This window comes from Ornithinibacillus californiensis, assembly GCF_001038485.1.
Taxonomy (GTDB): domain Bacteria; phylum Bacillota; class Bacilli; order Bacillales; family Amphibacillaceae; genus Ornithinibacillus; species Ornithinibacillus californiensis.
The window spans coordinates 1-26,731 of the sequence record NZ_LDUE01000010.1; the positions used below are offsets into that span (position 1 = coordinate 1).

The window sequence follows — 26,731 nt, forward strand, 5'->3', positions numbered from 1 at the left end:
GGCTCTATAATATTTGTTGGGGTTTCAATAAAATTCAGAAAAAAAGTACACGCACCCCAAACATTCTTTTATACTTGAATTGACGAGAAACAAGATAAAGAATGGGGATGCGTGTAAATGGATTTTATCATGAATATGCCAGGATTAAAAGACTGTAACGTAACAAATTTAGTAGAGCGAGATGGGAAGGTAGAAGTTTATGTGGAAATGGAGCGTAAGCCACATAGTTGTCCGCGATGTGGAGAGGAAACCGAACGCATACATGACTATCGATACCAAAAAGTAAAACATCTGAAATGGTTCGAAAGAATGACTCAACTATGGTATAAGCGCAGACGTTATAGTTGCCCTTCCTGTGGAAAACGATTTTCTGAAGAAAACGGCTTCGTAGAACGATATCAACGCACTTCCGTGGAATGGAATCAAGCGGTCTCTATCCGATCCATCAAAGCAAAAACTTTTAAAGAGGTAGGAGAAACATATGGCTCCTCGGCAACAACCATTGTTAGACGTTTTGACCAATTAGCGGAAACGGAGATTAAAGAGGTAAACTCACTTCCTTCCGTCATAGCGATTGACGAATATAAAGGTGATACAAAAGAGGGTAAATATCAGTTAATTATTGCGGATGGTATCACGAAACAACCATTAGATATTCTCCCAAATCGCTATAAAAAAACCATTAAACAGTATCTCCAAAAACATGGGGCAAAAGTAGAAGTTGTCATTATGGACATGAGTCCAGCTTTCAAGGCAGCTGTTCAGAACGCATTAGGTAAACCTATTATTGTAGCTGACCGTTTTCACTTTTGTCGCTATATCTACTGGGGATTAGACCGCGTGAGAAGACGAGTTCAAAAAGACTTTCATGACTATGATCGTAAGAAATGTAAGCGAATGAAGTATGTATTTCATAAAGCAAAGGGCCGTTTAAAAGATGATGAGCAGTGGCACTTAGAAAGATACTTAAGTATGTCAGATGAACTGAAAGTAGCGTATGAATTAAAGGAAGCTTATCGAGAATGGTTTGAGGAAGCGAAGCTTATGGGGAAAGAACACATCTCCCTAGTGAAAGAAAACCTACAGTCTTTCTATAAAAAGGTAATCGACGCGGAGATACCTGAAATGATAAGTGCCATTAAAACCTTTCAAAACTGGCAGATAGAAATACTGAATAGCTTTGCATACGACTATTCTAACGGTTTTTTGGAAGGTATAAATAATACTACTAAAGTGATAAAGAGAAATGCATATGGATTTAGAAGTTTTAAGCGATTTAGAGCGAAAATCTTATTGGCAAGACAGTATAAAGATGTTGGTGTGCATATAGGATGAGGTGGCGACTAATGTCACCACCCCAACATTTGACGTAGAACCATTTTAATATGGCAATACCGAGCGGTGTGTGGAGTAATCCAACAGCCGTGTATCGACTTATAGGCTACCTAAGTGGTAGTACTAGGATACAAGATGCTACCTTTCATGGTAAATATAAATCTTGTATAATACGCCGAAGGACCTATAACTACAGCAGGTTCAAGATATAGTCAGTGCCATGACGAAAGCATGGAAGAGCACGTCCCACCGTCTCCACCAATACATATGTTGGTGGTTTTTTTGTGTTTAAATTTCAAAAAACGATTTTTCGAAATCGTATTTTTCTAGTAGTTTTTTAAAAAAAGTCAAAAAATAAATTGACATTAAACTAAGTTTAACCTTTATTATAGAAAATGTAATAATAAAAGGGAGTGGAAAGCATGTATCGTTGGGATGGAGGGTTTATCATGGTTGAACCCGAAGAATATGAGGAAGCAGTTGAGTGGTATCAAGAAACCTTAGGATGGAAGTATATGGATCAAATCACATCTTATGTTGGTAGAAAGGCTTTTATGAAACTACCAAGATCAGGTATGGTAACGATAAAATCATTCGAAGGTGAATATGAGCATTTCACTGCACTAGAAAAACAGGGAAATGTTAAATTAGTTTTTGCTACATATGATTTAAATAAGACATTGCAATATTTACTTGAAAATAATGTAATCCATACTGAAGTTAGCCAATTGCCGAGTGGTCAAAGATATTGTGACATAATTGCATATGGTCAAACACCGATAACGATTGCAGAGGAACCAAGAGGCGAAGATAATAGTGAATATCATCCTTCAGGTATTGTTGGGTTTGGCACGGTTAATTCTATAATCTTTGTTAAGGAACCTGAAACATCTGCTACATGGTACGAAAAACATCTGGGATTTGAAATAGTAGAAGTGAATAACGCGAAAGGTTATGCCCACCTGCAAACTGAAGATGCATACGATAGAAATGTGTTAAACGAAAGATTTTTAGACCATGTATGGCTTGTACAAAGTTCTGAAATCGTAGAAACGCCAAACGATAATAAAGCTCGAATCTATTATGATATTCGACCTGAAGTATTCTTTGAAGAGTATAATAATCTAATTAGAAGTGGAATTAAACCATCCGAAATTGCTGGTGACCCTATCAATGGTTGGGGTGGGTTCCACTTTTATGACCCAGATCATAATCGTGTGAATGTCTGGTCTTATAAGGTTAATTAGGAATATTATGGGAGGTGCAATATGCATTTCACTATAAAGGATTTTTCTGAAAAGACTGGAATACCTCCTAGTAAACTTCGGTTTTATGACAAAAAAGGTATCCTCCAGCCTTCTAATAGATTGGAAAATGGGTATCGGGCATATTCAACAGAACAAGTTTATACTGCAAAAATGATTGACTCTCTAAGAAGTGCGAATATAAGCATTCAGGATATTAAACGATATAATGATGCAGATTTACCGACGAAGAATAGCATGCTAGACCGTTGGAGAGTAGAATTAGATAACCAAATAAAAGTTCTACATACAGCTAGTAAATATCTAGGTGGGATGAACCCGAATCAAACTCCAACCATTTTATTAACAAAATGGGAAAAACCCAAAACAATAGTCTGGCAAGAGTATGTAGTACCAAGGGTACCTGAACCTTTTAAAGCCTATTTTGCGAAAGCGAAGAATGTCTTAGAGAAAAAGGGGATACCTCATTCAGTTAAAATTTATGTTAGGACTAAACACATAAAAGAGGACAAAATTATAGGTGAGATTGGATTTGAGGTTTCAGGCTCCCATTTCAAGAATGAAGAGGAACTAACGTATGAATCCATTCCTCCTACTTTATTTGCAGTAATGGAAAATTGTCGATCAGATGACGCTTTTCTCTGCTTTTCATATATGCAAATGGTTGTTAGATATGGCTTTCAACCGGATGGTAGTAAAATAGAAAGGTATGCCAATATTGAAGCTGAGACTTTTGATTATCTAATACCTTTAGTTAAATAATCAAGCTATACTTACAAACCCACTTTCTTATGAAGTGGGTTAAATATGTTATAGAGAGTTGCTCTAAACCTATAAGCCACATAAAAACACTTTATGAAATACCTAGAACAAGCTAAAATATATGTATAAGAGATAAATATAATAGGGAGAGCAAACTTTATGGAGAAACAAGACATATAGGAATTGCAGCGAAAAGTAACTCTTCTAAGAGCTAAGGGTAAATACAGAGAAACGATTGAAGTTATAAGCCCATAATTACGGAATCAGGTTATAGCAATAGACTAACTAAGATGATCACTCAATGGATTTTGGGTGATTTTTTTAATACTCTCAAAAATAATCTAGAAAAATTGAAACAAAACTCGGAGTCAATCGACTACTTAATTAAAGGGGGGAAGTCATGAGCGATAGATTAGATATAGAAGAATTGTGCAAGAGTTATTATTTGGATATTTATCACTTTTCCTTATATTTCTCTAATAATAAGCAAGATGCTGAAGATATTACACAAGAAACGTTTCTCAAAGCAATTCATAACTTTCGTTTACTAAAGGATTCGGAAAGAGCAAAGTATTGGTTACTATCCATAGCTAGGCATACCGCCATTGATCATATGAGAAAGAAGAAGATAAAATCCGTGTTGCCTGGTCTAATTGAGAAATTTGCAAAGAATGAACAAGATGATTCTACCATTGATCAGATATTAATAAAGGAGAAATGGGAAGAAGTTCAACGCTCTCTTTTGAAATTAAAACCCCATTACCGAAGTTTGTTAATATTGCGAGGTATCCAGGAGCTATCCGTAAAGGAATCTGCGGAAGTATTAGGTTGTACAGAGTTAAAAGTGCGGGTTGACTTTCATCGTGCTGTGAAGATGTTAAAGAGGGAAGTAATTTTGTCGGAAGGAGTTGAACGAAATGAAAAAAGTAGAAAATCCATTTCAAGAAGCTAAACAAATCCTTCGTCCATTGAAAGATAGACCCGATTTAGATCCTGATCAGGAATTCATTGCAACGTTAAATAAACGAATCTTGCATCAGAATATAAAGAAAGCTCCTAAGCTAAAGCTCTATCCAATTTTAGCAATTGTTTCCGTCCTGACTATATTTACCATTGTCATTCTCTCATTTCAAAACCAAGATCATTTGGCAAATGATACGGAAGATGCCATTACAATTGCAGATACATCCAAATTAGAAATGCTAGATACCTTTGTATATGGTAATGGTGAAGGGAAAGTTGGTCTAGAGTTTCTTGGTGAAAGAAATACGCTACCTGTTACGGTTTCATCTTTTGATGTCCAAGATGGCACTGTTTACCTTTTAGATGAGGCTCGAAAGCAAGTCCTGATACGCAATGTAGAAGGTACAACCACTTCTATGCCTATTCAAACCTATTTAATGGACTTGGAGAGTGGCCTTGAAGATATAGTAGTAACTGAAACTGGTAACATGTATATATTAAGTACAAAGGAAAGTCTGGTCTATCATTATGATGCGAATGGAGTACTAGTTGAGAACTTTGATTACTCCAAGTTGGAGATGTTTTACCCAGATTCTCTTATTGAACTTGCTAATGGTGAAATCGTATTGAGTCAAAGTCAAGAGAGATTTGTTAACTTAGGAACAATGGAGCAGATACCGGAAGAGGACCTGCCTTATCGATTTGAACGAGTGAATCGTAAGGAAAATAAACTGATAACAAATGAGAAGAATATTAGTAAAGAGCTAACTGTTTTTTCAGATCTTAGCATCGATAGTAGTTCTGTTGAGACCATGAACAACAATCAAATTATACTTACAAAGACTGTTTCACCACCCCTATATACACCAATTTCGGAGACGCATGTACTCGCCTTAAGTAAAGAAGGGGATATTGTTGGCGGAGTTCGGATTCCATTTGAAGACTTTCTTGAGAAGCCTCAACACCCTGAAAGGTTTGTAGCAATCGACAATAATAAAATATATATACTGATTGCAGATAATCATTTCGTTACGCTATACGAAGCAACACTCGGAAAACATTATGAAAGCCATATTAAAGAACAAACTGAATTACTCCAGGTTGGCTATGATTACCAATCATTTGGAAAGCCTTTTCCGGAGTTAGAAAAAGAAATAAATGCTCTTCTAAAAAATAAAAAATTAGAATACGGCCAAGAAGACTCATTAAATGGAGTGGCCATCAATGAAAAAGGTACAGTAGTTATTGACTTTAAAGACTTTCTAGCATCAGGTCCAACAAGTGCTCAAGGCCAACATTTGTTTCAAACATTAAATGAAGCGACTTTTGAAAAGTTTCCAGAAATACAGGAGATTTATTATCAATTTGATGGTAGCTTTAGTGCATGGTGTTTATGGTTAGGAAGTACGGAGGAATCTTGGAAACGTCCTAATTATGCAGGTGACTGGACTGAATCCTCTCCTGAGATATCTGAATATAGTTCGATGCAAAATTGGATGGATGAGACGAAGAAATTAATTAAGTCTGGTAACCTAGATAATATGACTAAGGAAAGCTTTGAGATTCATATCGGAAGTACCACCACTTCATATGCTAATTACTATATTGAACGCGCAACTGATGAGGGTACTATCGAACAATTAAATGCAATAAAGGAAAAAGCAATACAGATTACATCAGAGATGGATGATAAGAAGCGAGAGGCATTGATGAAAGAACTAAGTTCATTGCTTGAGAAGTAGCGTCATTTTCCTAGTATTAAACCTTTGAAAAAAGTAATTGGAAAATAAAGGTTTACACAGGAATGAATTTTCTGTATACTAATGGAGTAATAAACATTCAGAATTTTAGAGGAGGTTGTATATCATGATCAAATTAAACGTAACGTTAGCAGAATTGAATACTGTGCCAAATACAACCTACTGGGTATTTTAATCCTTTAATTTAAACTTAAACTAAACAGGACCATAGGATGTATTATGCATTCTATGGTTTTTTAATGCTATTTTTTGGATTAGTCTCTTATGGATTAATTCTAATTATCGAAGAACCATTCTCGTGTGAGTTGGTTCTTTTTCTTTTGTAAAAGTTTAGTTATTGATGATTAATAGGTTCTGAATGAAAAGGGAGATGAAAGTTTTATGAACATCAAGATCGTAAAGTACGATGAAAGTTATGCTGCAAGGGTTGCAGATATGTGGAATCATAGCCGTGACGGTTGGGGTGGAGCTAACTCGGTAGATACAGAAGAGTCCATTTTACACCGAGAAAGAAATTCAACCAATATCCACACGTTCCTTGCACTAGAGGGGGAGAAGGTAGTTGGATATTGCGGATTTAGTGAATATCGTGAGGATGAAGGGGCTTTATATATTCCACTATTAAATGTTCGCGATGATTATCATGGAAGAAAGATAGGAAAGAAATTACTCTTAACTGCTCTGGAAGAAGCGATTAACTTGAAGTGGCCAAGACTTGATTTGTACACGTGGCCTGGTAACACAAAGGCAGTACCACTTTATAAGAAATGTGGCTTTTTCTGGGAGGAACGCGATGATACGACACATTTAATGAACTTTATGCCTACTGTATTACATACCGAAGCGGTAGAAGATTTCTTTAAGGACGCAAGCTGGTATGATATGAGTACTAGAGAAATTGAAGTGAAGCCAGATGGAAGGGTAGAGAATGACTTCCATTACTATGAGTATGCATGGGAGAAAGAAAATGAATCCCTCCGAATGGAATTTGAACGGACTGGAAGAGGAATTCGTTTAATCGAAACAAATGATTATGCTATTTCCGTAACGGTTCCTGAGCATCGGCTAGTATTTGGTGATCAGTATGAAGTAAAATATTCCATCATCAATAAAACTGGGAAGCCACTGAAGATTGACTTAAAAGGGATAAGTGATAAAAATATTGAATATTCCTTGGAACAATCCATAAATGTTACGGATACTACAGAAATTACGGGATCATTCTATATTAATCCGATAGAAGAAGAGCAGAATTCATTCCGGACGCATCCATGTGTAAAAACTTTAATTTCAATTAATGGTAAGCAAGCTGAATTTAAAGTAGGAATCTTAGCGAAATATCCAGCACAGATTACTGCACAGTTACCAGAGGATTTGACATTTATCGGGAATGAAAATGAGTTCCATTTGGATATGATGAATAATTTCACGGAGAAAGTAATTTTTGAGATGGAACTTCCTGCTTCCGAAGTCATGGATATCAAAACATCAAAAATATCAGTGGAAATTGAAGCAAAACAAAGAAAATCAATCGCGGTTCCATTTGTCGTTCTTAAACATGGCTATTATGATGCAACACTTAAGGTAAAAGCAGTAAAAGAGAATGGAGAAACTGTTGAGTTTACAAGAATGATTGGTATTCCATTAAGAGGAATTGGTGCGAAATTTCACGGGGAAAACGAAAAGAAAGTTCAATTGTATTATGGTCAATACTTCGCAGAATTAGATAAAGATGATAATAGTATTGATGTTGGGAAAAAGAAAAGTGAAGAAAGATTTTGGATTATGACTCCAAAAGTCGGAAAACCGTACTCGGAGGAATTGGCAAGAGCGAAATATGCTCATTTAGAGTATTTAGAGGATACAGGTTTTATTGGTGCAAAAATCACCTATAGTCTAACAGCTTTCCCAGCAATTAAACTACATCTTATTATCAAATTATTTAGTGAAGGTCTACTAGAAAACTATTATGAAATTGAGAACATACAGGATACGGAAACCAATGAACCAATCTGGTTAAATCAATCTATTTATTTAGGATTAGAAAGAGCTGTGATCCCTTATCGCGGGGAAATCGTTGAATTGAAGGATTCGATTGGAAATTCCTATGATAATTGGGATGAGCGTCAAGTTACCGAAAATTGGATTTTTGTAAATGAAGACTCCAACCCACACGGTATGTGTTGGAATTCGAACGATAAGATACACTTCGGTGGTTGGTATAATTACTTTGAACATCCTGTGGGTGTCGTTGGGCCTAATAGTAGCGTCCAGACAAATCCGATAATATTCTCACTAGGAGCATTCCATGATATGGATAGTTTCCGCTCCTTTGCAAGGCAGACATCCAATCATAAGAAAGCGAAGCCAGTTAATCGCTTAAGTGTCTCCTTACAAAATAACAATCCAATTATTTCTGGAGAGACTATAGCATGTGAAGTGACAGATTATAAATCTAATTTTCTTCATGGGGAATTGACTTTATCACATGCAAATCAAGGTGACGAAATTGTAAAACAGTTTAACCGTGAAGAAGAACAAACACAGTGGAAAACAGAAATTCCAATTGCCAATACGTCACCTATTTCAACAGTGAAGTTGCATGCGAAATTAGATGCTGCTATACATGAACGAGAAACACTAGTAATCCAGCAAGGAACTGAACCTATTAATCAGGAAATTATTCAGGAACAAGGAATGGATACATGGAAGGTCAATAATGGAGTTATAGAGATTAAAGCAACCCCAGACTTCTTCCCAGCCGTCCATTCCCTGACTTACCAAGGGCAAGAATGGCTTGATACCTCTTTTCCAACACTTGAACCTAAACTGTGGTGGAACCCTTGGGCTGGAGGAATCACAAGTAGAATAGCAGATATGCGACCTCAATCCTTGAAGAAGGAAAAAACATTAAGCGATTTTGTTAGTCTAAAAGATAATAAGGGTAACGATTGGAAAGGCATTAGATTGTCGACAACTTTTGAAAAAAATGAAGATTATAAGGGACTTACCGTTCATCAATACTTTCTTTTACTTCCTGGTGTACCTGTATTATGTCATGTGTCTGAGATTGATCAGGAAACAGGACAATTCTTTCATGGTAAAGGTTTACAAACATCGTCATTCTTTAAACCAGAAGCGCTAATTAAGGATAATTGGGTTAACTTCCAAAATAAAGCTGGTGAGTGGATGAGGGTTGTTGCTGGTTATGATGAAAATGATTTAAGGGTTAATCGTAATGTTGTCATTGGTACCAATAACCGAGAAGAACACCTTCAACTCATTGCAAATACTGAAAATACAATTCGTGAAGTTTATATTAATAAAGAAGTCGTATTAACAGGTGTCTCGGAGAAATTAGTCCTTCCTAGCAATAAAACATATTTCACAAATCCAAATTTTTACGTTATCAATAATTCTGTTATTGAAGATACGGCACAGCATGATTTACAAAATATTAGCTTTAATAAATAGAATAGAGTCATAGAAAAGGTTTACCAATACGGTAAACCTTTTTCTTTTGCTTAAGAACTATATAATAGAGTTATATATTCATAAATATTAAGAGAATCTTAAGAAATTCATTCCATGATTATTAAGAAATAATGGTTATGATAGAGTCAAGATCAAAAGCTTCAGAAAGTAGGGGTGCACGTGAAGCAGTATAATGTATTAGTTGTTGATGATGAAAAAGAAATAAGGGATGCCATTGAAATCTACTTAAAAAATGAAGGGGTGACCGTTCTAAAAGCAAAAGACGGTATTGAAGCTTTAGATATTTTGCATGAACAAGAAGTACATCTTATTTTATTAGATGTCATGATGCCACGGCTAGACGGTATAGCTACTACATATAAAATTCGGGAAGAAAAAAACATACCGATTATAATTCTAAGTGCTAAGAGCGAAGACACGGACAAAATATTAGGACTACAAGTTGGAGCTGATGATTATATAACAAAACCATTTAATCCAATGGAGCTTGTTGCTAGAGTGAAATCCCAACTTAGAAGATACGTGACACTTGGAACATTTGAAGGCGCGAATAAGGTAATTGATCTTAATGGCCTTACACTAGACCCTGCATCTAAACAAGTTAGTCTGGATGGCGAATTGGTCAAACTTACACCAATTGAGTATAAAATTGTGGAATTATTAATGACTAACGCTGGCAGAGTATTTTCTATTAGTGAAATTTATGAACGAGTATGGAAAGAACCAAATTATAATGCTGAAAATACCGTTGCCGTTCATATTCGTAAAATCCGCGAAAAGATAGAGATTGATACAAAAAATCCGAGATATTTAAAGGTGGTGTGGGGAATTGGGTACAAAATGGAAAAGTAGTTTTATGATTATATTTACCTGTATCACTTTATTTTTCTCTGGAGTTATTGGGTTACTAATACTCGCTGGTTACGGTGATTACTATGCTCACAAAAGTTATTTCCATACAGATGAGTTTAAATATGGTGAAGTAGAGAGGTTCGCCCATTATGTAAGTTTATTCGAATTCAATGACCTAAATTTAGATGAAGCGAAGAAAAAGATTACTGTTTCTCAAGACGAAATAGACGAACATCGTTACCGGTATGGTAATTTGGAAGAACAAATTAATAGTATCACCATGCAGTATGAACCATTAATCCAACGAGCTATGGATAATGATGACGCAGCAATGGTGAATGAGTATGAAAAAGAACGTGATTTAAAAATTGAAGACATCACGAATAATTTTGAAGATGATGCTCATGTTGAGGCCAAGATAATTAAAGAGAAAGAAAAGTCATTAGAAGCGTTTTATCAAGAAATGGAAAGTAATCGTCCCGAATATGAACGACTAAAGGATAGCTTCCAATATTATTTTACCAATGATACAACTGGAAAAGTATATACAAATTTAGATAAAGGTAAGACGATAGATGTTCTAAATGAAAAAAATATGCATTTTGTAAGAGATATGGTTGTTTCAAATGGGATACAAATCGAATACGAAACCCCAGGTATGGAAGATGTTCTTCAAATGATTAATAGTTATGAAACTTTAGAGGGGAAAATTGGTATTCCTAAATCCTTGTCTTTTTCTAATGTATTCATGCGTGCCAATGAGAACTATAAAAAGGAACAAATTCTATATTGGTCTGTTGTTACTATCAGTATTTTAGCACTTTTACTTTCGTTGATTATTTTTAAGAGGGCTAAAAAGTCGAGAGAAGCAATTGATGGATGGAGTGTGCATATTACAAAGTTACCAATCGAATTACGAGTGTTACTATTAGGAACTTCAGCAATTCTAACACCATCACCTTATTTTATCATTGGACCACATTATGACTATTACAATCCTGTCTTGTCCATGATAACGATCAGTATTACCTTGCTAATAGCTTCTTTCTTTCTAACAATTACGTTGATTCAACTAATATTAATCTTACGTTCGATCAAGGATTGGAAGAATTTTAGTAGTGAATGGAAAAAGAGCTATACCTTTAGAGGCATAATCTTGTTGAAGAAATTTTCTATGAAGTTGCTAGAAAGATTAAAAGAAGCATTCTTAGATCAAACGACTGGAACGCAAATCATTCTTGTATTCGGACTGGTATTTATTCTTGGATTGGCTGCAGTTATTGCAGTATCACATCCGATTTTTATGCTCTTTTATATTGTAGTGCTATTAGGAGGAGTAGGAATTCCACTAGCAATAATTGTTCTAAACAAAATTGGAGAATTCAACCGAATCGTTGAGTATACCGATGAAATTGTAGCTGGAAAACTAAGCAAGGATATAAAAATATCAGGTAACACGGTACTAGTAAAGTTAGCAGAAAATATCAATCTGCTAAAACAAGGAGTTAAAACCTCACAGAAAGAACAAGCAAAAAGTGAGCGATTAAAAACAGAACTGATTACAAATGTCAGCCATGATTTAAGAACACCGCTTACTTCAATTATTACGTACACAGAATTACTTAAAGAGCAAAAGGATATAACAGATGAGAGCTCGGCATACTTAGAAATTATCGATAGAAAGTCCAAGCGGTTAAAGGTTCTTCTGGATGATTTATTCGAAGTATCGAAAATGGCAAGTGGGAATATGGAGTTGAAGAAAGAAAAGGTAGATCTTGTTCAACTACTGCAGCAGGCATTGGGTGAGTACGATGAAGTAATAAAGGAATCTAATCTACAATTCCGTATCTCACACGACGATCCGCCGATAAATGCAGTTGTAGATGGACAAAAGCTATGGCGTGTATTTGATAATTTAATAGGAAATATATTGAAATATTCCCTGGAACATTCTCGAGTCTATATTAATCTCGTAGAAGAGAACGGCACCGCTCTGATTACATTTAAAAATGTATCGAAGTATGAACTAACCGAAAACAGTGAGGAATTATTTGAACGATTCAAGCGGGGCGATACATCCAGACATACGGAAGGTAGTGGATTAGGTCTAGCTATCGTCCAATCTATTGTAGAACTTCATGATGGTAGTCTAGAAATTGAGACAGATGGAGACTTGTTTAAGGTAACGGTTCTATTGCTGTTAGAGGGATAGGAGGAGAAAGGTAGGTCATCTAAATGGTTTCACTCGAAATCTCCAATTTGTATAGTACGTATTATAAACGATTGTTACATCTAAGCTATTCTATAACGAAAGACCGTCATTTGGCGGAAGACGTTGTTCAAGAGACATTTATTAAAGTAATGAATCATCTTGATACTGTCCAAGACGTAAATAAACTTCCTGCCTGGTTATGTGTAATTACCAAACGGACAGCAATTGATATACTTAGGACCAAGCAAAATGATTTACCGATGGAACAGGATTTACTTATGAATTCGGTTAATGACATGAACCAAACTGTAGAAGAGATAGTGGAATTCACTTTATTTATAAAGGAAGTGGAAGAAAAAATACGTAGTCTGAATTGTATTTATTATGATGTTATGATGCTAAAAATACAGCATGAGTTGAGAGAGCAGGAGATTGCTAATCAATTAAATATTAAACTCTCCTCTGTAAAAACAAGAATACATCGAGCAAGGAAGTACTTGTTGAAAGAATTTCGAGATCAGGTGAGTGCCTGAACTTATATGACACCTAAGCACGTGGTAATTCAGTTGATGAATTGCTGCGTGTTTATTTTTTATATAATAATTTACTTCAGGAACAGCGTTAAAATAGTTGGAATTTTATGCTAAGATAAAAGAAAGTTAAGGTGAAGGGGTATGACTCATGGTTGGTTTGTTAAATATCGGCAGTCTTTTGCTTGGACTGATGGCTTGGATACTTCCTATCATTAGTCTGACACAAAGCAAAAATAGAAAATGGGTTACATTTCCTATTTTAAGTATTAGTGCATGTGCTATTTCGTTATTTTTTCAGCTATTCTATAATTACCACCTGGTGAAAATTGAAGATTGGTCGGCTCTGATGGATACAACAGGAGCTGTGGTATTTGCTGCGGTTGTTCTTCTCACTGGTACAGTCGTTTTAAATGTAGCTACGCTAATTGTTTATTATAGAACGAAGTAGATATATAGGGGGGCATATATGTTTATTGTAAACGTAGAAGGTGCGATTTATAAAGAGGGGAAATGGTTGTTAATAAGGAGAAGTGAAAAAGAGGAGCATGCAGGGGGTTCTTTATCATTAGTTGGTGGTAAGTGTGAAATAGAAGGGGTTTCTTCTGATATTCTAGAGAGGACTTTACATCGAGAAATTTATGAAGAAGTCGGCATTAAAGTAACAAGAGTTAGCTATGTCAATAGTTCCTCCTTTGTAACGGATTTAGGTGATCATGTAATTGATATTGTTTTTCTGTGTCATCACCAATCAGGCGTTCCTTATCCAAAAAGTGTTAACGAAGTGGATGAAGTTTTATGGTTTACAACTAACGAGATTGCAAGTCACACTAAACTGCCTGTATTTTTGAAGAAAAATATTAAACTTGCAGCTGCATTATTGAATGAACTCTCTAATTGAAAAGAGGGATAAAATGAAAAAATACTCGCTTGTTTTACTATTGATAGGAGGTTTCCTCTTTTTAGGATACGTATTCTATCATAACAACTTTACTGATGAAGGTATATTAGAAAATGTTATAGAACGAGATGGCTACATACTAGAACGGAAGAATGACAAAGAGACTGTTAAATTATATATAAAGCCCGAATGGATCCCGTTTAATGATACGAAGGAACACGACTTGGATATTGAACTCGCAAGGGAAAATAACACAGGAATTATACTAGATGAGGTTTGGAATAGGGAGATTGACATTTACTTCAGTTTTGATACTACATATGATCTTAATTTTACTAGAGGTTCTTTTATGTATAATGGAATTTTCAATGAGGACGGAACTTACACGACAAATAGTTCTTATTGGGATTATTCAATTTATAACCTTAATAATGAAAAAGTAGATTTTGGTCAATCAGGTCAAGGACCTAATTCTACCTTTGGTTTTGCTATTGAACCTGAAAACTATGATTTAATTAGAGATGGGTTTTATGTAGAGTATTCGGGGTTTTACCTTTATGAATACAATAAAAAATGATTTATGGGGTGTTAGGATGCAAACATGCGAGAAATGCCATACGAAATTTAAATGGGTACAGATATATAAATCTGTATGGAGAAGCGGGAAAGATTATCATATTATCAATTGTAGGAAGTGTGGTACAGAACACACGATTACTAGAGAGTCGAAGATAATTAGATTCGTTATCTTTTTCCTATCAATATTCACTTCTCTCTATTTGGTAGAATACCACCTCGTAGAAAGGTTCACTATCCCGTCTGTCTTGTTATTTCTGATAATATTACCCGTAATTAGTGGTATTGTCTTCACCATTTCTCCATTAATATTTAGATATTACTCGAAATATCATTCGAATTATAAATATAAGTTTTGATAACAAATTGGGGTGTAAATAAATGATTAATTTAACACATAAACCGCTTTTAGTAGGTGAGAAAGTGGTTCTTAGACCGTTTGAAAAAGAAGACTTTCCTTATATCGAAGAATGTCTATTAGATCCTGAAGTAATTAAACTGACTGGAAGTGATTCCGACTTTGACAGAGAATTTACGATACAATGGTACAATACGCGAAATGAGCAAACGGACCGATTAGACCTTGCTATTGTTGACGTAGACCACAATATTGTCGTAGGAGAGGTAGTCGTTAATTTATATGATGAGAAAAACCATAGCATGAATTTTAGGATTCTCATCGGTCCAAAGGGAAGAGACCGTGGACTTGGAACAGAAGCAACTCATCTCATCATCAATTACATTTTTGAAAATACAACATTAAATTATCTTACCCTAAGTGTTTTTGATTTCAATCCTAGAGCAAGGCATGTGTATGAAAAGGTTGGCTTTGAAGTAGAGAGCATTGATGAGAGAGATTTAGAATATGAAGGGGAATGGATTGATTCCATTAACATGAAGTTAACTAGGGATAGGTGGACGAAGCTCACCCTTCAAAACAAATAAGTTTAACCTTCTGAAGTTTGGTTAGTCAAACTTCTTTTTTTTAGGGAACTAATTCCGAAGAGAACCGTCTAATTAGTATATATATAAAGAGAGATAGATGTGTACGGTTGCAAGGGGGGAAGATTTTGCTTTATAAAAATGCTTACATAGAAGATTATGAAACACTATTTGAACAACTAATGAAGGATTACAGTGAGTCCTTAGCAAGATTAGCTTATACATATGTAAAGGATAGAGGTAGAGCAGAAGATATCGTTCAAGATGTTTTTATGAAAGCTTACCAGAATATAGAGGATTTTCGTGGGGATTCAGAGATAAAAACTTGGTTATATCGGATAACGATTAATCGGTGTCGTGATGAGTTGAGAAGCTGGTACTTTCGCAAGTTTTTTGTGTCGAACGATGGATTTGAGAAAGAGACAGTGAATCCCAATGAAACTCCAGAGCTAAAGCTTATTACTAAACAGGATAAACAACGATTAGGAAAAGCAATCTTAAATTTACCTGTTAAATTTCGGGAAGTAATTATTCTTTTCTATTATCAAGACCTTTCAATTGAGGAAATTTCAGGTATGATGCATGTTGGTCAGAATACGGTTAAAACTAGGCTATTTCGAGCTAGAAAAAAGCTAGCAGAAATAATCCCTGAATTTGAGAAGGAGGTTAGATGATGCATCAACAAGTGAAAGAAAGCATGAACGAAATTATTGGATCTAATCATATTTTCTCAGAAGAAAAACAGAAACAGACATTACTCAAAATAAAAAATAAAAAGACGAGGAAAAAGACTTTTCAATGGTATCGGTTAACTCCGGTATTGGGTTTAACTGCTTTCTTATTAGCTGGAACTCTCCTGTTCTCCATTTACAATCAAGGTGACAATCATGCAAGTAATATTCCAGAGAAAAGTAACGAGCCAGCAAATGAGGAGCCAGTTGTAATTGCAGGAGAAGAGACTAGGGTTATTGAAATTGTCAGTCGATTAGAGGATAAAGCGATTGAATTAGAGGAGGAAAACTCAGAGCTACGTAACGAGTTAGAGTTTTTAGCCTATAAATTTGAAGATACGTTAGAAGATGCTAAATTAGAGAGAACCATATACCCAGGTACGGATAATAACCTAGAAATACTAGGGTATCACGGAACGAGTGAGGATGTCATAACGGATTTGGTTAATCGTCCAGACGTTATACCAGTTGACGGTATTTTAGGTGGTACGATGCGATTCAATCCTAATGGAATATATGTCCTTTCCCACAAACATGTCTATGCAGAATTTGATGATGGTCATACAGGTGGATATTTATTGTTGGAATATCATATTGTAAATGGAGAAATACAGTGGGACATTATCGATATGTACGAGTATGGAGATGAGAGTAAGGAGTAGAAATGAGAGAAGTGGTTATCAACTAATCACTTCTCTTTCGTATTTGTATTTACATATCTTCATTATCTTTATCGTTATACTTACTATTACTAAGTACTTGAGCTAGATTTTGAATAAATTGGTCTTTTTCCTGATCGTTGTAGCTCTTTGTACGGTTTTCTTTATGATTATTTTCTGTGAGCTTCTTTTTCATTTAACCATCTCCTCCTAATCCTATTCTTACCCAAAAAGGAGAAGCTATGTTTAGCATAGATCGTTGGAAAATTTGACCAAAAAGGGCTATGAAAGTTCAGACCTTTATGGCATAATATAAGAAACAATTTTACAAAGGCGAAGAAAAGGAAAGTAAATCAATGGGTATTTTCTTAAAAGAGAGCTTCGGTAGCTGAAAAGAAGCAGAGAATCGTTGATTGAAAATGGCCTTGGAGCTGCAAAGTCGACTTTCACTTTGAAATTAGGCTTTGACGAGATTTGACATTCGTTACAAATGTCAGAGTATAAGAGTGTTTAACACTCCGTACTTATGGAGGCTAATAATGCGAGTTATTAGTGAATAAAGGTGGTACCACGAGTTAATCCTCGTCCTTAGACTTAAGTCTAGGGGCGAGGTTTTTTATTTTTCCAAATAAAAGGAGGAGTAGTAAATGAGTATTTTTATTGGTGGTGCATGGCCATATGCCAATGGTTCCTTGCATATTGGACATTTGTCTAGTTTATTACCAGGTGATGTTTTGGCCAGATATTTTCGTTTAAAGGGTGAAGAAGTACTTTACGTGTCAGGAAGTGATTGCAATGGTACGCCTATAGCAATTAAGGCGAAACAAGAGGGGGTTTCAACAAAGGTCATTGCTGATAAGTATCATTCTGAATTTAAGGGATGCTTTGAAAAATTGGGCTTCACTTATGACTGTTATACAAGAACTGACAGTCCATTTCATCATCAAATCGTCCAACAAGTATTTCTACAATTACTAGAGAATGCAAAGCTATACAAAAGGGAAGAGGAGCAGTGTTACTGTAAAACCTGCGAACAATTTTTGCCAGATCGATTTGTTGAAGGGATTTGTCCACATTGTAAAGCGAAAGCTAGGGGAGATCAATGTGATTATTGCTCTAACATATTAAACCCGATTGAACTAATTGATAAAGTTTGCAAGACTTGTGGTGATGAACCAATCATAAAAGCGACGGAACATTTATATTTTAAATTAAGCTCACTGCAAAAAGAATTGGAGTCATATGTTGCTCATGCCAAGTCACAAGGGAACTGGAGGGAGAACGCTATTCACCTATCGGAGAGATACCTAAGTGAAGGTCTCGTAGATCGAGCAGTTTCTCGAGACCTTCCAAATGGTGTAAGTGTACCAGTTGATGGGTATGAGGATAAGAAAGTTTATGTCTGGATCGAGGCAGTGACAGGATATTATTCTGCAAGTAAACAGTGGGCTATTGAGCATGGTAAAGATGAGAACTTATTTTGGAATAAGGAAACAATTTCTTATTACGTGCATGGTAAAGATAATATTCCGTTTCATTCGATAATATGGCCAGCCATATTAACCTCGGTTGGTAATGACTCTCTCCCGACTCACATTGTATCAAATGAGTATGTAACAATTGAGCAGAAAAAACTCTCTACAAGTCGCAATTGGGCGATCTGGGTTCCGGATATGCTAGCACGCTATCATCCAGATTCGATACGGTATTTTCTTATTGCAAATGCACCGGAAACAAGAGATGCTGACTTCTCTTGGCGTGAGTTCGTGTACAGTCATAATAGTGAGCTACTTGGAGCATATGGCAATTTTGTTAATCGGACATTGAAATTTATTGAAAAGTCATTTGATGGTGTGACACCAAAAGGGGAAGTTGACTTGGAAATAAAAAGAAGAGTGATTGCATTATACGATGATGTGGGACAACTAATTGCTAGAACTAAATTTAAGAATTCATTAGAACAAATATTTTCATTTATTCGAGCAGCTAATAAATATTTTGATCAACAAAAGCCCTGGATCCAAATTATTGAAAATCCTAGTGTATGTGCCGATACATTGGCAACTTGTGTTTACGTCATTGCAAATCTTGCACAGCTTCTTAATCCTTTCCTACCTTTTTCAAGCCAGGAAATTCAAAGGATGTTAGGTTTAGAAAGACTAGATTGGAAAGAGATTAATATTGATACTATCACTTTACATGAGGTGAAAGTGTTATTCGAACGCATTGATTTAGCGGCGATTGACGAAGAGTTAGAGAAGTTGGATAAAGGGATACCTGAGTAAGAATAGAGAATCTGAAGGTCTCCCTTCTCTAGATTGTATACCAAAAATACCTTTACACTTTTCGAGAAGGGAATATGGTATTATTGTTCTGTAGATAGACAAGGAGAATGTGTATGATTAAAGTGCGAAACGTAACAATTGGTGAAGGCATTCCAAAAATCATTGTCCCATTAGTTGGAACTACTGATGCAGAGTTATTAGAAGAAGTTCATAACGTCTTAGAGGTTAAACCAGATATTGTTGAGTGGCGTGTTGATACATATGAGGATGTAGAAAATCTAGAGAAAGTCCAATCAACACTCTCCTTGTTGAGAGACAGATTAATTGATATACCAATTCTGTTTACTTTTAGAACCGTAAACGAAGGTGGAAAACGAGAAGTTCCGGTGAGGTTTTATAATAACCTCCTATCTATGGCAATACAGTCTAAGTTAATTGACATGGTTGATATAGAATTTTTACTAGGTGACGACCTTGTTAAAACTCTGGTTTCATTAGCTAAGCAATATGGAATTTATGTAGTTTTATCCAATCACGATTTTCAAAAAACACCAGATAAACAAGAATTGATACTTCGATTTAGAAAGATGCAGGAACTTGGTGCTGATATTCCTAAAATTGCGGTTATGCCAAATAGTACGGAAGATGTTATAACACTATTGGAAGCCACTAACACAATGAATTGTAAGTATGCTGACAGACCTTTTATTTCGGTATCAATGGGTGGTATAGGGGTAATTAGTAGATTGACTGGAGAAGTATTTGGTTCTGCTGCTACATTTGTTTCAGGTATTCAGGAGTCCGCTCCAGGTCAACCAACTATTAAAGATACAAAAAAGGTATTGGAAATTCTTCATAAGTACAGTAGATGATACAAAAATAGAAGATTCTGTACAAATAAGAACTGCATGTGATAATATCCGTATAGATTAATATACTAATAAAAACCGTCCCATGCTGGTAACATGGAGCGGTTATAACAGACCAACCCCCAACAAGAGGGGATGGCACAAGAAGGAATTAATCCCTCAGGGCCTCGCTAAAGCACATGAGGGATTAATTATTTTTGTTGGACATGATGAAAGCTATTAACATGTCGAATGCAATCATTAGCGTTAACACGTCGTTCATATCCATTGGCATCACCACCTTTTTAGAAATACTGAAAAAGGCTAGTGCGCCATAACCCTCATGTGAAGCTTGTCTGTTGAATTAATATCACCATAACAGAACGTATGTTTCTATAAATAATTGGAACTATTTAGCACTTTTCCGAGTATGGAAATAGTGCTTTTTTAATTGCTTCCATTTCGATTTATAATGGCATGGTATAATTTTAAAAAATAATTAATTCTTTTTGCAACTTAATTTAAATAGGTCGCATCTAAGTATCAGAGAGGGGGAGCTGGCTTGAATCTTGTAGATAGATTAAAAGAAAAACAAGAAAGTGCGCTGATAGAATTAATGCATCAGTATGGCGATTACTTAGTTAGAACGGCGTATCTTTTACTAAAAGACCATCAAACTGCTGAGGAAGCGGTACAGGATACATTCGTTATCGCTTTTGAAAAAGTTAAGCAATTAGATGATCCTGAAAAGTTAAAAGCCTGGCTAACCTCGATTGTAATGAATTGTTGTCGGTCCCGAATGCGCAAATGGAGTTGGAAAAATATCTTTCTCACATACGATAATGAGCAAGTACATGAAGATGCGTCTATTCTTACACCTGAAGATGAATTATTGGAATTGGTTTGGAACCAAAATTTAAGTGATGCTATCCACCTACTAGATTATAAATATCGTGAAGTAATCACTCTATTCTACTTCAATGAAATGAAAATAAGCGAAATAGCTCAGTTCACTAAAGAAAAGGAAAATACAATTAAGTCTCGATTGAAGCGTGCCAGAGAAAATTTAAAGGATATTCTAATGAAGGGAGAGGAATTTCTTGAAGAAAGCGGAAGAGCAATTAAAAAGACAACTCGATAATGAATTGGAGCAACTAAAATTTACTAACAAGCAAGCGGTCATAAAAAGAGTTTACCCAACGTCATGGAAAGAAAAGCTTTATAAGCTTTGGAATAAAGAAATTACGATTCCTCTAATCCCAGTTAGTGCAACTTTTGTTTTGCTGATTGTTTCATTAGGTTATTTGGAATTAAAACCAGTTGAAAGGCAAGTTACAGAAACAGGTGAAAGAGAATTGATACAGGTAGCAGGGAACTATTATTGGAAAGACGATTTAGAGAGGGTGCTAATGAAGAATGAGAATTAAGGTGAAAGTAAAGCATCTAGTTTTAACGGTTATTGCTTTGGGTATCCTCACCCCCTTATTTACAAATGTTATCTTTCCATATGTTAAGTTAGCTGTTGCTGAAAATAATATTTCTAATGGTGAAAAGGAAAAGAAGCAAGAAATTATGGAATTATTACAGACAACGTCATTGGATACTAAGAAGTGGGAAATAATTCGTGACTATATGATTGAAGATGGTATAACAGGCAGTTTTGATGTTTATATCAGTCCTTCTTTTACACAATGGGGAGGGCCGGATGAGAGTGAAAGAATTTATTTCTCAAGAGAGGAGAAACTTCCATTCTTAATAGATTACGTAGAGAATGGCCCTGCTGATGGATTTTTAGCTACTGCTGCCAGTGCTTTAGCCATTTATTATGAACGTGATGGAGAAATAGAGAAAGCGAAGCAAGTGCTTTATGATGCTTCGAAACGCTTTTCCACACAGAAATCGTACCAAAGTAACCAACTGCTTGTAGAACGTATACGAATAACAAAGAATCATGGACAGTATAAAGAGGCTACACATTATATTGAAGAATTACTTTCAACAGTAGATGCTGATGATTTTGACATGCATGGGCAAATTGCTCAACTAAGAACGGAAATCATTCTTCAGCAAGGTAATATTGAGGAAGCCTATGCCGAAGTGACGGAAGCCATAAAAGAATATGAGGAACTGTACGCCAAGGAACAAGAACAATGGCCAGAGTCCAAGGATGATTCTATTGATAATCTTGTTTTTTATCAGCAACTGAATTCTTTAGAACGTTCCTTACGTTTAGCAATGGAAAAATATGATAAAGGTACTGTATCAACTGTATCTGGAAAAATTTTGAGAAGTGACGGAACTCCTGTTGAAGGAGTTGGAGTATATTTGCGAGATGAGAACAATGCTAATCGGAGTGTGATGGCTGAGGACACATACCAAATCGTAACGGACAAAGAAGGGCGTTATGAGTTCCGAGGAGTTATTCCTGATAACTATCAGATTACGCTTGGATTTTACTACGATCAAATTAGTGGCTGGACATGGCCACTTGAAATGGATGAGTGGATTGAAGTGGATGGGAGAGAGAACATTTCCTATAACATAACTCTACAGAAGCTAATTGAGGTCAAACAGCCTATCAATCAGGAAGTAATCAAAGATGATGTTATCCATTTTGAATGGGAAGCGGTTGAAGGTGCTGCTTATTACGGAATTGGTCTTGGTTATGAGATAGATAACGGGTCCGTTGGTTCAGGTATATTTAAAAAAGGGATAAGAGATACTTCTATCGAAATTCCAATAGAAGAAATATATCAGATACATGGTGGTGTCACATTCGGTGAAGATGATGTAGTAGATTCGAAGTCTCTTCTAGCCTATACTAATCCTAATAATCGATTCTTCTGGAAGGTAGAGGCGTATGATGAGAATGATGTACTTATTACTTCAAGTAATGGCTATCGATTGGATGATGAAGCCATAAAAAATATCCCTATCTTTTATATGAAGGAACGGGAGCTAACAAATGCAGATCAACTTTTACTGGATCATAAAATAGAAAAAGCTTTAGCAGAATATAAAGCAAACTATGAAAGCAATCCAAACGATATTCATAGTCTACAGATGATTATCCGGTTAATAGGAATAAATGGAGATGGCACTATTGAGAAGTGGGATGAATTGGCTATCACCTATAAGGAAGACTATGCACGAAAAACCAATAATCCAGAAAGTATTTTTGATGTTGCCCATTACTATTACCGACAATATAACTGGGAAGTTTTTAATAAGTGGATGGATGTATATATAGCTGAAGTAGGAGAACTTAGCGAGTATACGCAAGCAATCTACGCGAGTGCATTAATGAAACAAGGAAAGCATGAGGAGGCTAATAAACAATTTATAGAAGCTTTAAATAAAGATGGTAGTCACCGATTTGTTGGCCATTGGATTGCGAATGAGTTGTACCGTACCGGATTAACGGATAAGGTCGTAGAAATCGCGATAGATTATCCGCAACTGGGTCCCTATGAGGGGAAACCTGATTGGCTATTATTAGTGAAAAACATACTAGAAGAGAGTAATAAATACGACCAGTATGAACAAGAGTTAAAAGAAGTATTAGATATTTACTTTTCTGGGGAAGAAGAAGAGCTAGAGACTTGGCTAAATACTACTGATAAGGTAGCAATGAAAAAACTTATTAATGCAATAAAAGAGGTAAGATAATAAGGGGGCGTTATTCTAAACGAATAACGCTCTTTTTTAATATAGTTAATTATCTTCAAAAGAAATAGGACTAAGGAACCTTACCCTATAGCAAACCGTCAAATATAATAGGTACATCTTCGTAACTTTATAGATTATGTAGGAACAGGTTTGTATTATAGAATTTAATTACAGTAAAGTAATTGTATTAATTGATTGCCCGAAGGTAAGAAATAGAGATAGAGAACATACTTTAGACGTAAGTACAACTTTACATAGGAGTGAATATGGTGAAAGCATTGCGTGTTGATTACTCACCAAATATAAATGGTGTTGTTACTATTCCAGGAGCAAAAAACAGTTCATTAGCATTACTCGCAGCAGCGTGTCTTTCTGATGAGACAGTAACACTTGAAGGTATACCGAATATTGCTGACTTTAGAGTTATATGTGAAATGGGTAAGGATGTAGGGTTATCCATTGAACGTAATAGGAATGGTGATGTTTTAATTGATGCAAGTAGTATGTATTCTACGGAATTTGATCCAGTTAAATCTTCCTCGTTCCGTACAGGTTATTATTTTGTAGGTGCTTTACTTTCAAAATATGGCAAAGTGTCTGTTGGCTATCCTGGTGGAGATGATTTTGTAAGTAGACCAATTGATCAACATATTAAGGCGTTAGAAATGTTAGGAGCAACATTTACATATCACAAGGATTATTATGTAGTGGAGGCAAAAGAATTACGAGGTACTAGGATCTATTTTGATACGATTACTTCGGGTGCTACGATGAATGCTATGTTAGCTGCCGCAAAAGCTAAAGGAGAGACCGTATTATTCAATGCAGCTCGTGACCCAGAAGTAATTGATACAGCAATCTTATTAAATAAAATGGGCGCTAAAATTAGTGGGGCCGGAACTAATACGATTCGTATTACAGGAGTAGCCAATTTAAAAGGTTGTAAGCACCGAGTTATTCCAGATCGTCTGATAGCTGGTTCCTTTCTAATTGCAGCTGGTGTTGCGGGTGGAAGTGTAACTGTTAAGGATGTTATCCCTGAACATTTAGGATCTTGTATAGCAAAGTTAAGAGAAATTGGCTTAGACATCGCAATTGAAGATAATTCTATTACTGCACATTCAACTGGCAGATTAAAAGCTTCTCGCGTTAGAACAGGAATGTACCCAGGCTTTCCAACAGATTTACAGCAACCAATGACCACATTGTTGACACAAGCCTCTGGCAAGAGTATTGTGTCTGAAAAAGTATATCCTAATCGCTTTAAGCATGTTGGTCAATTAAGAAAAATGGGAGCGGATATTAGGGTTCGTTCTGGTGTAGCTTTTGTAAAAGGTGCGAGTGAATTAAAGGGTTCTATCGTTTCCACTTCTGATATCCGTGCAGGTATTTCACTAATTCTTGCAGGGATGGTTGCCGAGGGGAAAACATATATAACTGGTGTTGAACACATTGAGCGAGGCTATGAGGATGTTGTAAGGGCTTTTCAATCTTTAGGTGTTCAAATTAATAAAGATACAATTAGTTATGATATGATTCATCAACATGTAAATGATATCCTATAAAAGAGGCTCTATAATATTTGTTGGGGTTTCAATAAAATTCAGAAAAAAAGTACACGCACCCCAAACATTCTTTTATACTTGAATTGACGAGAAACAAGATAAAGAATGGGGATGCGTGTAAATGGATTTTATCATGAATATGCCAGGATTAAAAGACTGTAACGTAACAAATTTAGTAGAGCGAGATGGGAAGGTAGAAGTTTATGTGGAAATGGAGCGTAAGCCACATAGTTGTCCGCGATGTGGAGAGGAAACCGAACGCATACATGACTATCGATACCAAAAAGTAAAACATCTGAAATGGTTCGAAAGAATGACTCAACTATGGTATAAGCGCAGACGTTATAGTTGCCCTTCCTGTGGAAAACGATTTTCTGAAGAAAACGGCTTCGTAGAACGATATCAACGCACTTCCGTGGAATGGAATCAAGCGGTCTCTATCCGATCCATCAAAGCAAAAACTTTTAAAGAGGTAGGAGAAACATATGGCTCCTCGGCAACAACCATTGTTAGACGTTTTGACCAATTAGCGGAAACGGAGATTAAAGAGGTAAACTCACTTCCTTCCGTCATAGCGATTGACGAATATAAAGGTGATACAAAAGAGGGTAAATATCAGTTAATTATTGCGGATGGTATCACGAAACAACCATTAGATATTCTCCCAAATCGCTATAAAAAAACCATTAAACAGTATCTCCAAAAACATGGGGCAAAAGTAGAAGTTGTCATTATGGACATGAGTCCAGCTTTCAAGGCAGCTGTTCAGAACGCATTAGGTAAACCTATTATTGTAGCTGACCGTTTTCACTTTTGTCGCTATATCTACTGGGGATTAGACCGCGTGAGAAGACGAGTTCAAAAAGACTTTCATGACTATGATCGTAAGAAATGTAAGCGAATGAAGTATGTATTTCATAAAGCAAAGGGCCGTTTAAAAGATGATGAGCAGTGGCACTTAGAAAGATACTTAAGTATGTCAGATGAACTGAAAGTAGCGTATGAATTAAAGGAAGCTTATCGAGAATGGTTTGAGGAAGCGAAGCTTATGGGGAAAGAACACATCTCCCTAGTGAAAGAAAACCTACAGTCTTTCTATAAAAAGGTAATCGACGCGGAGATACCTGAAATGATAAGTGCCATTAAAACCTTTCAAAACTGGCAGATAGAAATACTGAATAGCTTTGCATACGACTATTCTAACGGTTTTTTGGAAGGTATAAATAATACTACTAAAGTGATAAAGAGAAATGCATATGGATTTAGAAGTTTTAAGCGATTTAGAGCGAAAATCTTATTGGCAAGACAGTATAAAGATGTTGGTGTGCATATAGGATGAGGTGGCGACTAATGTCACCACCCCAACATTTGACGTAGAACC

At 35.7% G+C, this 26,731-nt stretch carries 24 protein-coding genes and 1 other annotated feature; of the genes, 23 read left to right on the forward strand and 1 reads right to left on the reverse strand.

Features of this window, described 5'->3' with window-relative positions; translation table 11 throughout:
• Positions 1–117: 117 nt before the first annotated feature.
• The 16 genes from TE34_RS02185 to TE34_RS20140 all read left to right on the forward strand — a co-directional run bounded on the left by TE34_RS02185 (position 118) and on the right by TE34_RS20140 (position 16,986).
• Positions 118–1,335 (forward strand): ISL3 family transposase, encoded by a 1,218-nt coding sequence (locus tag TE34_RS02185; protein ID WP_047983024.1) that lies wholly within the window; start codon positions 118–120, stop codon positions 1,333–1,335.
• 422 nt (positions 1,336–1,757) lie between these two features.
• Positions 1,758–2,582 (forward strand): VOC family protein, encoded by an 825-nt coding sequence (locus TE34_RS02190; RefSeq protein ID WP_047983198.1) that lies wholly within the window; start codon positions 1,758–1,760, stop codon positions 2,580–2,582.
• A 21-nt stretch (positions 2,583–2,603) separates the two neighbouring features.
• A complete protein-coding gene (locus TE34_RS02195; protein WP_047983199.1) occupies positions 2,604–3,362 on the forward strand; it encodes a helix-turn-helix domain-containing protein in 759 nt (252 codons plus the stop codon).
• Between the two features lie 400 nt (positions 3,363–3,762).
• On the forward strand, positions 3,763–4,314 hold the full coding sequence (locus TE34_RS02200; protein ID WP_047983200.1) for an RNA polymerase sigma factor: 552 nt from the start codon (positions 3,763–3,765) through the stop codon (positions 4,312–4,314).
• Positions 4,280–6,067, forward strand: coding sequence for a hypothetical protein (locus TE34_RS02205; RefSeq protein ID WP_047983201.1), 1,788 nt, complete (start codon positions 4,280–4,282; stop codon positions 6,065–6,067). The genes TE34_RS02200 and TE34_RS02205 overlap by 35 nt, the downstream gene beginning before the upstream one ends.
• Positions 6,068–6,466: 399 nt before the next feature.
• Positions 6,467–9,559 (forward strand): GNAT family N-acetyltransferase, encoded by a 3,093-nt coding sequence (locus TE34_RS02210; protein ID WP_047983202.1) that lies wholly within the window; start codon positions 6,467–6,469, stop codon positions 9,557–9,559.
• Between the two features lie 180 nt (positions 9,560–9,739).
• Positions 9,740–10,432: a response regulator transcription factor gene (locus TE34_RS02215; RefSeq protein ID WP_047983203.1), complete on the forward strand. Its 693-nt coding sequence runs from the start codon at positions 9,740–9,742 to the stop codon at positions 10,430–10,432.
• Positions 10,410–12,644, forward strand: coding sequence for a sensor histidine kinase (locus tag TE34_RS02220; RefSeq protein WP_047983204.1), 2,235 nt, complete (start codon positions 10,410–10,412; stop codon positions 12,642–12,644). Before TE34_RS02215 ends, TE34_RS02220 begins: the two co-directional genes overlap by 23 nt.
• Positions 12,645–12,667: 23 nt before the next feature.
• Positions 12,668–13,177, forward strand: a complete 510-nt coding sequence (locus TE34_RS02225; RefSeq protein ID WP_047983205.1) for an RNA polymerase sigma factor — start codon at positions 12,668–12,670, stop codon at positions 13,175–13,177.
• A gap of 148 nt (positions 13,178–13,325) precedes the next feature.
• The gene (locus TE34_RS02230) at positions 13,326–13,625 is read left to right on the forward strand and encodes a hypothetical protein (protein WP_047983206.1); all 300 of its coding nucleotides are present in this window, start codon (positions 13,326–13,328) and stop codon (positions 13,623–13,625) included.
• An 18-nt stretch (positions 13,626–13,643) separates the two neighbouring features.
• The gene (locus TE34_RS02235) at positions 13,644–14,075 is read left to right on the forward strand and encodes an NUDIX hydrolase (protein WP_047983207.1); all 432 of its coding nucleotides are present in this window, start codon (positions 13,644–13,646) and stop codon (positions 14,073–14,075) included.
• A 13-nt stretch (positions 14,076–14,088) separates the two neighbouring features.
• On the forward strand, positions 14,089–14,652 hold the full coding sequence (locus TE34_RS02240) for a hypothetical protein (RefSeq protein WP_047983208.1): 564 nt from the start codon (positions 14,089–14,091) through the stop codon (positions 14,650–14,652).
• A gap of 16 nt (positions 14,653–14,668) precedes the next feature.
• Complete coding sequence (locus TE34_RS21710; protein WP_407944347.1) at positions 14,669–15,010, forward strand: TIGR04104 family putative zinc finger protein; 342 nt, start codon at positions 14,669–14,671, stop codon at positions 15,008–15,010.
• 22 nt (positions 15,011–15,032) lie between these two features.
• Positions 15,033–15,596 carry a GNAT family N-acetyltransferase gene (locus tag TE34_RS02245; protein ID WP_047983209.1) on the forward strand — a complete coding sequence of 188 codons (564 nt, stop codon included), beginning with the start codon at positions 15,033–15,035 and terminating at the stop codon, positions 15,594–15,596.
• 125 nt (positions 15,597–15,721) lie between these two features.
• Positions 15,722–16,267, forward strand: coding sequence for a sigma-70 family RNA polymerase sigma factor (locus TE34_RS02250; RefSeq protein WP_053074938.1), 546 nt, complete (start codon positions 15,722–15,724; stop codon positions 16,265–16,267).
• Complete coding sequence (locus TE34_RS20140; RefSeq protein WP_053074939.1) at positions 16,267–16,986, forward strand: hypothetical protein; 720 nt, start codon at positions 16,267–16,269, stop codon at positions 16,984–16,986. The genes TE34_RS02250 and TE34_RS20140 overlap by 1 nt, the downstream gene beginning before the upstream one ends.
• A 49-nt stretch (positions 16,987–17,035) precedes the next feature.
• Here the strand turns inward: TE34_RS20140 and TE34_RS20905 are convergent, their stop codons facing one another.
• Positions 17,036–17,179 (reverse strand): hypothetical protein, encoded by a 144-nt coding sequence (locus TE34_RS20905; RefSeq protein WP_157037562.1) that lies wholly within the window; start codon positions 17,177–17,179, stop codon positions 17,036–17,038.
• Positions 17,180–17,310: 131 nt separating this feature from the next.
• Positions 17,311–17,576: a binding site (T-box leader), on the forward strand.
• A gap of 54 nt (positions 17,577–17,630) precedes the next feature.
• On the opposite strand from TE34_RS20905, the gene metG reads away from it, so the two are divergent.
• From metG to TE34_RS02290, 7 genes are all read left to right on the forward strand, one after another.
• Positions 17,631–19,268 carry a methionine--tRNA ligase gene (gene metG / locus TE34_RS02260; RefSeq protein ID WP_047983210.1) on the forward strand — a complete coding sequence of 546 codons (1,638 nt, stop codon included), beginning with the start codon at positions 17,631–17,633 and terminating at the stop codon, positions 19,266–19,268.
• 107 nt (positions 19,269–19,375) lie between these two features.
• A complete protein-coding gene (gene aroD / locus TE34_RS02265; protein WP_047983211.1) occupies positions 19,376–20,140 on the forward strand; it encodes a type I 3-dehydroquinate dehydratase in 765 nt (254 codons plus the stop codon).
• Positions 20,141–20,678: 538 nt separating this feature from the next.
• The gene (locus tag TE34_RS02270; protein ID WP_047983212.1) at positions 20,679–21,257 is read left to right on the forward strand and encodes an RNA polymerase sigma factor; all 579 of its coding nucleotides are present in this window, start codon (positions 20,679–20,681) and stop codon (positions 21,255–21,257) included.
• Positions 21,217–21,543, forward strand: a complete 327-nt coding sequence (locus TE34_RS02275; RefSeq protein WP_047983213.1) for a hypothetical protein — start codon at positions 21,217–21,219, stop codon at positions 21,541–21,543. The genes TE34_RS02270 and TE34_RS02275 overlap by 41 nt, the downstream gene beginning before the upstream one ends.
• Positions 21,533–23,785: a carboxypeptidase-like regulatory domain-containing protein gene (locus TE34_RS02280; protein WP_047983214.1), complete on the forward strand. Its 2,253-nt coding sequence runs from the start codon at positions 21,533–21,535 to the stop codon at positions 23,783–23,785. The genes TE34_RS02275 and TE34_RS02280 overlap by 11 nt, the downstream gene beginning before the upstream one ends.
• Positions 23,786–24,051: 266 nt before the next feature.
• Positions 24,052–25,350 (forward strand): UDP-N-acetylglucosamine 1-carboxyvinyltransferase, encoded by a 1,299-nt coding sequence (murA, locus tag TE34_RS02285; RefSeq protein ID WP_407944346.1) that lies wholly within the window; start codon positions 24,052–24,054, stop codon positions 25,348–25,350.
• A 121-nt stretch (positions 25,351–25,471) separates the two neighbouring features.
• Complete coding sequence (locus tag TE34_RS02290) at positions 25,472–26,689, forward strand: ISL3 family transposase (RefSeq protein ID WP_047983024.1); 1,218 nt, start codon at positions 25,472–25,474, stop codon at positions 26,687–26,689.
• The last annotated feature ends 42 nt before the right edge of the window (positions 26,690–26,731 follow it).